This window comes from Pseudoclavibacter sp. VKM Ac-2888 (genome assembly GCF_015351285.1).
Taxonomy (GTDB): domain Bacteria; phylum Actinomycetota; class Actinomycetes; order Actinomycetales; family Microbacteriaceae; genus Pseudoclavibacter.
On the sequence record NZ_JADKSM010000001.1, the window covers coordinates 1555206 to 1566533 of the forward strand.

10 protein-coding genes, 1 tRNA gene and 1 riboswitch are annotated in these 11328 nt (G+C 65.3%); of the genes, 4 read left to right on the plus strand and 7 right to left on the minus strand.

Annotated features, from left to right (window positions below; genetic code table 11):
* Nucleotides 1-241: 241 nt before the first annotated feature.
* Nucleotides 242-919: a hypothetical protein gene (locus ITJ61_RS07485; RefSeq protein WP_104341362.1), complete on the minus strand. Its 678-nt coding sequence runs from the start codon at nt 917-919 to the stop codon at nt 242-244.
* 811 nt (nt 920-1730) lie between these two features.
* On the opposite strand from ITJ61_RS07485, the gene ITJ61_RS07490 reads away from it, so the two are divergent.
* Nucleotides 1731-2348 (plus strand): helix-turn-helix transcriptional regulator, encoded by a 618-nt coding sequence (locus ITJ61_RS07490; protein WP_104341363.1) that lies wholly within the window; start codon nt 1731-1733, stop codon nt 2346-2348.
* A gap of 680 nt (nt 2349-3028) precedes the next feature.
* On the plus strand, nt 3029-4117 hold the full coding sequence (locus ITJ61_RS07495; RefSeq protein WP_104341364.1) for an acyltransferase family protein: 1089 nt from the start codon (nt 3029-3031) through the stop codon (nt 4115-4117).
* 405 nt (nt 4118-4522) lie between these two features.
* Here ITJ61_RS07495 and ITJ61_RS07500 read toward each other — a convergent pair.
* Nucleotides 4523-4595: transfer RNA gene (locus tag ITJ61_RS07500), tRNA-Lys, on the minus strand.
* Nucleotides 4596-4702: 107 nt separating this feature from the next.
* Between ITJ61_RS07500 and ITJ61_RS07505 the strand changes: the two genes are divergently transcribed.
* Nucleotides 4703-5134, plus strand: coding sequence for a DUF1801 domain-containing protein (locus ITJ61_RS07505; protein ID WP_194685891.1), 432 nt, complete (start codon nt 4703-4705; stop codon nt 5132-5134).
* Here the strand turns inward: ITJ61_RS07505 and ITJ61_RS07510 are convergent.
* Nucleotides 5049-6191: an acyltransferase family protein gene (locus ITJ61_RS07510; protein WP_194685892.1), complete on the minus strand. Its 1143-nt coding sequence runs from the start codon at nt 6189-6191 to the stop codon at nt 5049-5051. The two genes, ITJ61_RS07505 and ITJ61_RS07510, sit on opposite strands and share 86 nt — an antisense overlap.
* Nucleotides 6192-6268: 77 nt before the next feature.
* Between ITJ61_RS07510 and ITJ61_RS07515 the strand changes: the two genes are divergently transcribed.
* Nucleotides 6269-7318, plus strand: coding sequence for a MauE/DoxX family redox-associated membrane protein (locus ITJ61_RS07515; protein WP_194685893.1), 1050 nt, complete (start codon nt 6269-6271; stop codon nt 7316-7318).
* Nucleotides 7319-7469: 151 nt separating this feature from the next.
* Here the strand turns inward: ITJ61_RS07515 and ITJ61_RS07520 are convergent, their stop codons facing one another.
* From ITJ61_RS07520 to ITJ61_RS20250, 4 genes are all read right to left on the minus strand, one after another.
* On the minus strand, nt 7470-8357 hold the full coding sequence (locus ITJ61_RS07520) for a bifunctional methylenetetrahydrofolate dehydrogenase/methenyltetrahydrofolate cyclohydrolase (protein ID WP_104242554.1): 888 nt from the start codon (nt 8355-8357) through the stop codon (nt 7470-7472).
* Nucleotides 8354-9649, minus strand: a complete 1296-nt coding sequence (gene glyA, locus ITJ61_RS07525; protein ID WP_104242556.1) for a serine hydroxymethyltransferase — start codon at nt 9647-9649, stop codon at nt 8354-8356. Before glyA ends, ITJ61_RS07520 begins: the two co-directional genes overlap by 4 nt.
* A 49-nt stretch (nt 9650-9698) precedes the next feature.
* A riboswitch (ZMP/ZTP riboswitch) is annotated at nt 9699-9783 on the minus strand.
* A 3-nt stretch (nt 9784-9786) separates the two neighbouring features.
* A complete protein-coding gene (locus ITJ61_RS07530) occupies nt 9787-10416 on the minus strand; it encodes a Pr6Pr family membrane protein (protein ID WP_104242558.1) in 630 nt (209 codons plus the stop codon).
* Nucleotides 10417-10518: 102 nt separating this feature from the next.
* The gene (locus tag ITJ61_RS20250; RefSeq protein WP_146081055.1) at nt 10519-11313 is read right to left on the minus strand and encodes an AraC family transcriptional regulator; all 795 of its coding nucleotides are present in this window, start codon (nt 11311-11313) and stop codon (nt 10519-10521) included.
* Nucleotides 11314-11328 lie beyond the last annotated feature (15 nt).

Sequence of the window (11328 nt, forward strand, 5' to 3'; positions counted from 1 at the left end):
CGGAGTGCCTTCCGACAGCCTGATGCCTACCGTCGTGGTGCCGGTCGAAAATGCGCAGCAACTCTCCCCCAGAACCCGGCGGAAACCAGTGCATATGTTTCATCAGTCAGGCCTCCGACCCACGCGTCCCCTCGCTCGAGACGGCACGCGGCAAGCCGGGCCGACCCGAGCTGGACTCGCCCGCGTCCGCCCGAGGGCGGCCTGCGTGCATCAGCCGCGGCGTCGGAGACCGAAGACCTGGTCAGCAGCCGAGGCTGAGGAGATCCCAGTCGAGTGTCGCGGAGTTGTCCGTGGTGATGAGACCCCCAGAACCAGGGTTGGCGGTGAGTACGTTCCGGACAGACGCTCCTGGAAGCGTGACGCCGGCGCTGATCAGGTAGCCGATACCGGCAGATCCACCTGCACCCAGATTCGTGACGGTGATGGTGCGGCTCCGGGTCATCGTGAAGTCCACTCGGGTTCCGCCGAGACCATTGGAACCTCGACCGGTCTCCTGGTAGGTGGAGCTCGCCAAGCTTCCGCTGAAAGCGGTCGCGGTTGCATTGCTGCTAAGAGAACTCACGATTCCGGCGACGAAGTACAGGCCGAGGTTTGTCGTCCCGATCGCTTGCGCTGCAGTGCGCTGGACACCCTCGCCGGCCGAAAAGACGAAGTTGTAAGAACCGGAGTAGACAATTGACTGCGTGAACGTCAGGGTTGCGGGCGGCAGTGTATTGGTGGTCTCCGTAATGCGGAATCCAGGAAGCAAATCGAGGCCGACGATTCCGATGAGGCACCCTTGACCGACCGCCACATTCCAGCGCTCAGACGCGGCCGCCAATGGTGCGGCCACGGCAGTCGCGATGATTGGTGCCGACCACGCCACACCTTGAATCACCTTTCGCCGAGATGGTGATGTTGGACCCTGATTCTCAGACATGGGCTTCCTTCGCTAGGTGAACCTTCTCACCTGAAGAAAACCACCTGCACCTACGTCAGATCGCGCATTACCCCACTCCTACTAGTAGACCTAGGGTAATGGTCGATCAAGCCAGCATCGATAAGTGCGAAACGAAGTGATGTGAGATTGCTTGTCGGGGTGCCAGTGAGCTTCCCTCGTATGTTCGTCAAGTGATTGCGCACGGTTTGCACGCTGAGACCCAGCGTGAGCGCAGTGGACGCGGTGTTTGCGCCAGGGGTGAAGAGCGTGTCGACGACGCGCTGCTCAGCGACGGTGAGTGCAAGGCTCCGCGCCGGGACCGAGCCACCCCACGTGGAGCCGATCGGCTCCGGACTCGGGCTGGGATTCGCCAACGTGGACCTGACTGCATCGAGGAACTCACCTACTCCCCCGTTGGTGTCATAGATGGCGGCGGCACCTGCGAGAGCCGCGGCATCTGCGGCACTTGAAGTGCTGTTTTTCGTAGAGAGAAGAACCCTGGTCCCGCGGGACGAGAGTTCACGGATGAATCGAGGGAGAGCATTCTGGGTCGTGAAACTCGAACTCACAACTGCAAACTGGACAGGAGGCCCTTCAAGGGCGACAGCTGGCATGGTTGCGACCAGTGGATCACGCAAGAAAGGCATGCGCCGTTTCAGCACCTGCCCGAGGCACTCACCTTCGAGTCGCTGGTCAGTGCAGACAAGCCAGCGCGGAGTGACCTCGATTTCCACTCGACCCTCTCGCCGCATCTTCGCAAACCCCCGGGTATCTCAATGGATGAATGAACCGATGCTGAAGTGTATTGCGAATGACCCTGATTGAGGTCATTGATGAGACTATTTTTATTTGGGATGCGTTGCGCCACTCGCCTGAGGCATCCGACAGCAGCTGGGAGGTGGGTGTCCGAACAAAGACATGGGTGAATTTCTCGGCGGCTCGCGCCGAGGTCGCGGATCTGGTCGTGCTCTCCGCCGAGTTAGTCGATCACGTTCCTGCCGTTCTGAAAGTTCGAGCGATTACCCGCCTGGGAACCCGAGTAGGAGTGTTGGTGAACTCCGAAGACACCACTATCGAGTCGCGGCTGCGTCTCGAGGGCGCATCCTTCGTGGCTCGACGAACGACCACGACTTGGGAGCAATTCCTGGGGACACTCCGGGCCGCACTCGCAAGCCCGCCGAGTTCTTCCAACGACTTCCCTCGCCCAGGGCTCACAGATCGCGAGCTGCAGATCGCCGCGCTCTTCGCAAGCCGTGCGGCACCAACAACACAACAGATCGCTGAGCTCCTCGCCTTGGGGCCCGGCACTGTTCGAACCCATCTCAAGCGAGCACGCCACCGCCTCGGTGCCGACGGGCTGGTGGTTTCCAGCAGAGAGGAGCTGCGCTCTGGACTCCTCGCCGCGGGCTACCTGGTGGAAGAGGTCTGACTTGGGGCATCCGGAACTGCTCCAGGAGCTTGCGCCCGGTGTCCACACGCAGCGCGGCCGAAGATGTGACCCCCGGACGGTGCGGTCCAGGGTCACGTTTTCAGAGGCTCGTCACCTCAAACGGCATCCAAGTGAAGAACGATCGGGTCCGCACCAACACACCAATCTCCACCGCTTCCCCGCCCAGCCTGCCTCGGTGAGGTTGAAGATGAAGTCGCCAACCGGATTCAGAACGTCATCGTCGCCGATAGTCGTTCGCCACTCGAGGCGATCACTGACGTGAGGGTTCGCGGAGAGCCTTGTGTCATGGGGACGAACTTCGTTGTTGAGTCCGAGATTTTTGCAGCGGACCCCTTGTAGACAGTTGTCCCCGCAGTCCATTGCGTCCCCTTCACCGGACCGAACACCGCCGTTGAAGTTGCGTTGGAGGCGCCCCCGAGACCCGCAGCTCATCCAGCTGCCGCTTGGAACCATCTTGTAGGTGCACGACAAGGAATGACCCCCGCTGGGCAATCCAGCATTGGATCCGCTGATCCACATGTGGCCCGGGTTCCCTGTGGTGTACGCCTTCTCATAGCCGTAGTTTGCGGCTCAGACCGGGAACCCATCGATTACCGGGAGCGCACGACCAATTTGTCTTATTATCGCACGAAGTTGTGAAGCGCTGTTAGCATCGTCCCGTGACTCCGACACTGCGCGATGCGCTCTCCACGCGCGAGAACGCGCTCAACTTCGTTCGCCTCGTTCTCGCGGCCGTGGTGATTTTCGAGCACACCTGGATCATCGGCGGGTACGAAAACGCGCCCGATATTCCCCTCGCCTCCTGGGCAGTGAATGGCTTCTTCGCCATCTCCGGGTATCTCATCGCGGGGTCGAAGATGCGTCTTGGCTTCCGCGAGTACATGGTGCACCGAGCCTTCCGCATCTTCCCCGCGTACTGGGCCGTACTCATCCTCACCGCATTCGTTGTCGCGCCACTCGCGTCCTTCGTAGGTGGCGGGCAGTGGCAGCTCGGGAGCGCGCTCAGTTACGTCGGCAACAACTTCCTGCTCTCGGTGTCGCAGTTCGGAGTCGGTGAGACGCTCGCGACCGCGCCGTATCCGGATGTGTGGAACGGATCGATCTGGACCCTCTTCTTCGAGTTCGTGGCATACATCGCAGCCGGGGTGCTCCTCACGTTCGCGTGGGTGCGACGACACGCGCTCCCCATCGTCGCGATCGGCTTCGTCGGCATCGTTGCCGCGCAGATCCTCGCGCACGGACCCCTTGAGGTCACAACCAACCTCTTCCTGAACCTGCTGCGGTTCGGCGCGTTCTTCGCAGCCGGCATGCTGCTCTACTTCCTCGGGCCGAAGCTGCGACTGCGCAATTCCTTCGCCGCAATCGCCGCCGTCCTCATGGTGCTGCTGTTCGCATCCGATCTCGCCATCTGGGTCGGACAGCTCCCCTTCGCGTTCCTCATGCTCTGGGCGGGTGGACGCCTCCCGGTCAGGATCGGTGTCAAGAACGACGTCTCCTACGGCCTCTACATCTGGGCGTTCCCCGTCCAACAGTTCGTCATCCTGCTCGGACTCGGAGGCCTGGGACCGTGGGGCACCGCCGTGCTTTCACTGCTGATAACACTGGCCCTGGCATGGGGATCGTGGAAACTCATCGAAGAACCCACGAATGAGCTGCGCCGCAAGATTCCGAAATCCTGGCTGGGACCGCGGCCAAACAATCAGGATCTCGCTTTGCCCCGCTCCCGAGGGATCACGCCGCAATCTTGAGCCGAACCAAGGCGCTTGGGCGTTACCCGTCCTGGCCGCAAATCACGGAATCCCACTCAGTAAACCTCCCGCGAATGTCGTTCACATCTGACGCGCCGCATCTCTTCCAGATATCACTGGCTACCCACCCAGATATTGCCCCGCGAGTGTGTGTCTCATCGACTGGCGGTTCGACCTTGAAGCGTCAACCAGTTCTTGGCCGGCCCATGAACCGGCGGCACAGAACAAGCGCACTGGACGCGACGCAGTCGAACATTAGTGGCAAATTGCGAACGTCGGCGCTGCTAGAACAACCGGGCAGTCCAGGTCGCACGAGTCGTGGAGCTACCTGTGGCGTACCTCGACGGCGAGGTCGACGACGACGACGCGCCACTGCATCTGACTGCTGACCAGCAGGGAGAAGGGTGGGCCCGGTGGGGCTCGAACCCACGACCCGCGGATTAAAAGTCCGATGCTCTGCCAACTGAGCTACAGGCCCCACAGTCGCCTGGCGTGCGGCGACCGTGGGGAATCCTATCGCGAATCGAGACCTCGCCTCTGCTCAGGCGGCCCCCATTTGTCGGCGGCCGGGGTCATACTCTCGTCATGGCAGATACGAAGACGAAGCCGTCCGACGTCTCACCCGATCTCCTCATCGATCAGGCAGAGCCCGCGGGGCGACGCGAGGACGCGCGCATCCTGAAGGAGATCATGGATCGGGTCACGGGCGAGGAGGCCGTCGTGTGGGGTCCCACGATGATCGGCTACGGCCGCTATCGCTACACGTACGAGAGCGGCCATTCCGGCGAGGCGATGATCCTCGGATTCGCCCCGCGCAAAGCCTCGATGTCGATCTACGGGCTCCAGATGTGGGCCCCAGAGGGACTCCTCGAGCAGCTCGGCAAGGCGAGGCTCGGCAAGGACTGCATCTGGGTGGGGCGGTTCTCGTCGCTCAATCTTGAGGTGCTCGAAGAGCTGGTTCGACTCGCCTGGTCGCGGCGGGAGGACCTGCAAGCAATGTTCCCGGGGGATGCCTGAGCGAGAGCACTCCGATGGCCCGCTCGAGCGGGCCGACCCCGAGGTACCGGCGCCAGAGGGTCGCGAACAGCAGGCACACGACCATGATGGCGACCATCGTGAGCAGGCCCTGCGGCTGCCGGTAGACGAGACCGGGGCCCGCGAGCCAGTTCTCTTCCCCGAGGAGCAGCTGCGACCAGATCGCCGTGAGGATGAGCACATGCAGGCAGTAGACGGTGAACGCCATGGTGCCCATGTCGGCCAGCGGCCTTGTCAGCCGGGCGAACCAGGTGCGCATCCGCTCGCCAGAGAAGTCCCCGAGCAGCTGGATGCCCGCGTACGCGAGCAGCGCGAGCCCGAGATCCCGCGCCTCGTCGCCGTAGGACCCCGACTGGGTGACACCGGTCGCCATCTCCTCCCACCGCCGCGCGAACAGCGACACCCCGAGGAGCACCGCTCCCCCGCCGAACGCCCACGCCGTTCGGCTCCGGTTGCCGAGCTGCCAGCGGGCCAGGAGGAACCCGATCAGCAGCAAAGGCAGCAGGTTCGTCAGGCGGTACGCGGATCCGAGGACCGTCCAGTCGAGCAGGAGGGCGGTTGGGTCGAACATCGACGACGGCGAGAACGCGGACGTCAGCGCCCAGGCCCGGGCTGCCTCGTTCACGATGGGCGCCAGCGCGAGGAAGAGCAGCGCCGCCCCGGCCGACCAGGCCGCCGGCAGGAAAAGGAACGGCGTGGCCACGAGCATCATGATGCCCAGGAAATCCAAGACGATGAGCACGCCAGAGAAGTTGATGCTCAGCAGCAGTCCCACGAAGATGAGCACGATCGCCTTGATGACCCACGAGAGCGCGAAGAAGCTCTTCCGTCGGGAATCCCACCGCGCCGCATCCCGCAGCTGATAGCCGGCCGTCACGCCGATGACCAGCGCGAACAGGGGTGACGCGGCGTCGTTCAGGAACTGGAAGAGCACCTGCAGCGCGCGCGGTTCGCGGTCGTCCAGGAACACGACCGTGTGGGCGATGATCATGGCGAAGATCGCGAAGCCGCGCACCACATCGAGGGAATTCAGGCGCATGCGTCGATCTTCGACGGCCCCGCGCCACCGGTCAAGCTCAGCGAGACGACGCGCCGCCCAAGGGCGATAATGAACGAGTGCTTCCCACCTTCGTGATCTTTCCCGCGCTGATCGCCTGCGTCCTCATCGCCAGCGGCGCGCTGAAGCTCCCCCAGCGCTCCCGCACCCTGCAGTCGTTGGCCGCGTTCGGCGTCCCCGCCCCGCTCCGGAAGCCGTGGGCCGCAGTCGCACTGCCGGTGGGCGAGATCATCCTGGGAGCCGCGCTGCTGCTCCTGAGCGGACCGGCCTACCTGATCGCGGCCACCCTCGCCGCCGCCCTCATGGCGACCTACCTGGTCGTGGTGGCACGCAGCGTCTCCAAGCGACAGGCAGTCGACTGCAACTGCTTCGGGGCGCTCAGCACCGAGCCGGTCAGCCAGATCACCATCTGGCGGAACGCGGGTCTCACGCTCGCAGCGCTCCTCGCGATATTCCTCCCGGGCATGGCGCTCGGAGTCCCGACCCAGCTTGCGCTCTTCTCGGTCGACGACTGGCTGTGGCTCGCCGCGACCACGACCGTCGCACTCGTCGGCATCGTCGCCGGCATCGTGAAGCCTCCCGTCTCCGCGCCGACGACGACTCACGACGCGACGGCTGGTCAGGACTTCGAACTCGTCGAGGGTCCCGACCTCATCTCCGACCCAGCCGCTCGGGATGCCATCCCCCACACCCTTGAACTCGTCTCCGGGGACGGGGCGCCGGAACTGCTCTACAACCTCGTCGTCGTTCCCCAGAAGACGACGATCCTCATCTTCGCCCGCGTCGGCTGCGGTTCCTGCGGACCCGTGCTCAGCCAAGTCGGCGACTGGTCGCGGCGGCTGGGCGACGACGCGCAGATCATCGTCGCCACCTCGTCGAGCCGCGCATCCGTCAAGAAGAGCTACCCGAGCGCGCTGCCCCACACCTACTTCGGCGCGAAGGCCGCCACGGAGTTCTTCGAAGCTCACGCGACCCCCGCGGCGATCCTGCTCGCGGCCGACGGCACCATCGCATCGCCCCCCGAGTTCGGTGGCGACATCATTGCGGATCGCGTCGAGCAGCTGGTCGCCTCGTTCGCTGCGCAGCGCCAGTCTCAGCCGCACGGCTGAGCCTCAGGTCGCGACTGACTTGGTCCAGTTGGCGCACACGCTCGCCTGCTGGTGGCTCGTGGCGGCGGACTGCGGGTTGCGGAGAAGCTGATACGCAAAAGGGTGCGGGCAGTTCGATGAACTGCCCGCACCCTTGGCACGAACCCGGTTGTTAGACCGCCGGGTTCAGGCGCTCGGCCTGCTCGACGACGTTCTCGAGGAGCAGCGCCCGCGTCATGGGGCCGACACCGCCGGGGTTCGGCGATACCCAGGCGGCCACGTCCCAGACTCCCGGGTCGACGTCGCCCGCGACTCTGGACTTGCCCGTCTCCGGGTCTTCGATGCGGCTGACGCCGACGTCGAGGACAGCGGCGCCCGGCTTGACCCACTCGGGGCGCACGATGCCGGCGACACCGGCAGCCGACACGATGACGTCAGCCTCACGTGCCAGCACGCCGATGTCGGGCGTGCCCGTGTGGGTGAGCGTGACCGTCGCGTTGTTCTCGCGTCGTGTGAGGAGCGGACCGATCGAGCGGCCGACCGTCACGCCACGGCCGATGACGAGCACGTGCTTGCCGTTGAGCGAGATGTCGTTGCGGCGGAGCAGCTCGATCACGCCGCGAGGCGTGCAGGGCAGCGGCGTCGTGATCGGGTCGTTGGCGTTCAGCACCAGACGTCCCAGGTTGGTGGGATGCAGCCCGTCCGCGTCCTTCGACGGGTCGATGCGCTCGATGACGCGGTCCTGATCGATGTGCTTCGGCAGCGGCAGCTGCACGATGTAGCCCGTGCACGCGGGATCGGCGTTGAGGCGGTCGATCTCCGCTTCGAGCTCCTCCTGCGTGGTCTCGGTCGGGAGGTCGACGCGAATCGACTCGATGCCGACCTCAGCGCAGTCGCGGTGCTTGCCCGCGACGTACCACTTCGACCCGGGGTCTTCTCCGACGAGGATCGTGCCGAGTCCGGGGACGACGCCTCGCCCCGCGAGCGCGGCTACGCGCTCCCGCAGCTCGGCCTTGATCTCGGCCGCGGCCTTCTTGCCGTCGAGGGAGGCAGCCGTCATGCTTCGCCGAGGCCCGGGTAGAGCGGGAACGCGTCGGCGAGCGCCTTGGTGCGGGCGCGGAGAGCCGGCACGTCGGCGTCGGGGAGGAGCGCCAGGGCGATGACGTCGGCGACCTCGGTGAACTCGGCGTCGCCGAAGCCGCGCGTCGCGAGAGCGGGCGTGCCGATCCGCAGACCCGACGTGACCAGCGGCGGGCGCGGGTCGTTGGGGACCGCGTTGCGGTTGACGGTGACGCCGACCTCGTGCAGGAGGTCCTCGGCCTGCTTGCCATCGATCTCAGCGTTGCGGAGGTCGACGAGGATGAGGTGCACGTCGGTTCCACCCGAGCGGACCGAGATGCCGGCCTCGGCCACGTCTGCCTGCTGGAGGCGGTCGGCGACGATCTTCGCGCCGCGCAGCGTGCGCTCCTGGCGGTCCTTGAAGTCGTCGCTCGCGGCGAGCTTGAACGCGGTCGCCTTGCCGGCGATGACGTGCATGAGCGGGCCACCCTGCTGGCCGGGGAAGACGGCGGTGTTGATCTTCTTGGCCAGGTCGGCGTCGTTCGTCAGGATGAAGCCGGAGCGCGGCCCGCCGATGGTCTTGTGCACCGTGCTGGACGTGACGTGCGCGTGGGGCACCGGGTTCGGGTGCAGGCCAGCGGCGACGAGTCCGGCGAAGTGCGCCATGTCGACCCACAGGTAGGCGCCGACCTCGTCGGCGATCGCGCGGAACTTCGCGAAGTCGAGCTGACGGGGGTACGCCGACCAACCGGCGACGATGACCTTGGGCTTGTGCTCGAGTGCGAGCTCGCGCACCTGCTCCATGTCGATCTGCGAGGTCTCGGCGTCGACGCCGTACGCGACGATGTTGTAGAGGCGGCCGGAGAAGTTGATCTTCATGCCGTGCGTGAGGTGTCCGCCGTGGTCGAGCGACAGGCCGAGCAGCGTGTCGCCGGGACGGGCGAGGGCGTGCATGACGGCGGCGTTGGCCGTCGCGCCGGAGTGCGGCTGCACGTTCGCGAAAGCCGCGCCGAACAGCGACTTCGCGCGCTCGATGGCGAGGTTCTCAGCCACGTCGACGACTTCGCAGCCGCCGTAGTAGCGACGGCCGGGGTAGCCCTCGGCGTACTTGTTGGTGAGAACGCTGCCCGTTGCCTCGAGGACAGCGCGCGGAACGAAGTTCTCGCTGGCGATCATCTCGAGCGTGGAGCGCTGGCGGTCGAGCTCCTGCTCGAGAACCGCAGCGATCTCAGGGTCTACTTCACTCAGCGGCGCGTTGAATGCATCAAGAGGGGCGTTGAACGTATCGGTCACGAAGACTCCTTCAGGAAACCGGATGGCACGGCGAACATGTGGTCGTGAACCGGCGAGCCCAGGCGAACGGCTCGAGAACCCGAAGAGCCGCTCCCTGGTGGTGACCCACCTGAACGCCAGTCGCGGCCGCGATAAGTCTACCGCGACTTGGCTGGCCTCCGCGAGAGCAGTGTCACGAGCCAGGTCAACGCCAGGCCGAGTGCGACGAGGCCGATGATGGTCAGCACGACGGGCGCGTAGCCCTGGTTCGTCGGGTTCAGGAACGGGTAGGGGTACCAACCGGTGAGGTTGCCGCGGATGAGGGAGAAGGCCGCATATCCGGCGGGGAAGATGAGCCAGATGAGCGCGGGCGCGAAGCGGATGCGCTTGGTCGGCCGGTCGATGAGGAGATCGATCAGCATGACGACGGGCATGACGTAATGCAGCACGGTGTTGTTCCACGGCACGGCCGTGAAGTCGACGTCGCTCAGGCCGGAGAGCAGCAGGGAGAACCCGATGCCGACGATGAGGATGTAGACCGCCACTGCCGCACGGAAGGCGTTGATCCGCGCGCCCTGCGCATTCGCGGCGGTCGCGACTCCGCTGATCAGCAGCGAGAGGACAACGAGGATGTTCGTCTCGATCGTGAAGTACGCGAAGAACTGATCCGGCACCCAGGTTCCGCGTTCCACGATCGTCGCTATCTCCGACACGATGGAGGAGAAGGCGAGCAGACCGAGCCCGATCTTGGCGGTGACCAGCGCGGGGCGGTGAATCGACGAAGCCACGAGGCGTCCTTTGATCGGCGGCGGGGAATCCTTGATCGCGGTTCTCCGCATTCGACGAAGAGCCGCCGTGCGTGCGGGAGTCGCAGGGATGAGGCTACGCGGTCAGACGTTCTCTCTGCGGTAGTCGGCGGGTGTCACGCCGAGTTTGGAGAGAAAATGCCGCCGCATCGTTGTCGCGTCCCCGAATCCCGCCGCAGCCGACACCTCGCTGAGTGGCATGGCCGGCTGCTCGAGGAGGATCGCGGCGGCAGATCTCACTCTGCGCGCGGCGATGAGCCCGGCGACACCCTCGCCGTGCTCCGCGAGGTCGCGGTACAGCTTGCGGCGGCTGATGTGCAGCGCTCGCGCGATGCTGTCCGCATCGAAGCCCTGCAGCACGTGGTACTTCTCGATGAGGTCGTGCACGGCGACCTGCAGGCGCAGCGACTGCTGGGCCGGAGTCATCGTCGCCGGCACGACCTGCAAGAGGGCGGAACGGAGCAGGTCGTAGAGCACCGGCTCGGCGAGCCCCGACGACACCTGCCCGCTGCCCTCCGCGGTGGCGTCCTCGACGAGGTAGCGACCGACGAACGCCAGGAAGGCGGACGTGAGCGCACTCTCGGGCAGACGCACCGGCCACTGGCCGCCCGTGACCCGCGAGTCCTTCGAGATGTCGTCGATGGGAACTGCCATGCCGAGCGTCTCGACCACGCCGATGCTCGCGGTGACGAGCGGATGCGTCGAGTTGACGACAAGCACGTCCCCCGGCCCCAGCACGCCCGTGTGCTTCCCATTCCGGTACTTCAGCGAACCCCGCAGCATGCCGATCGCGATGAGCTTCTCGTGCGCATCCCGAGTGAAGTCCTCCCCGCCGCGCTCGACGCCGGAGCTCGTGCGCAGCGTTCCGTAGAGATGCACCGAACCAACGAAGGC

What these genes read in the sequence shown, in the direction of transcription:
- ITJ61_RS07485 (WP_104341362.1), bottom strand. Translation starts at nt 919, where the DNA reads ATGTCTGAGAATCAGGGTCCAACATCACCATCTCGGCGAAAGGTGATT.
- ITJ61_RS07490 (WP_104341363.1), top strand. Translation starts at nt 1,731, where the DNA reads ATGACCCTGATTGAGGTCATTGATGAGACTATTTTTATTTGGGATGCG.
- ITJ61_RS07505 (WP_194685891.1), top strand. Translation starts at nt 4,703, where the DNA reads ATGGCAGATACGAAGACGAAGCCGTCCGACGTCTCACCCGATCTCCTC.
- ITJ61_RS07510 (WP_194685892.1), bottom strand. Translation starts at nt 6,191, where the DNA reads ATGCGCCTGAATTCCCTCGATGTGGTGCGCGGCTTCGCGATCTTCGCC.
- ITJ61_RS07520 (WP_104242554.1), bottom strand. Translation starts at nt 8,357, where the DNA reads ATGACGGCTGCCTCCCTCGACGGCAAGAAGGCCGCGGCCGAGATCAAG.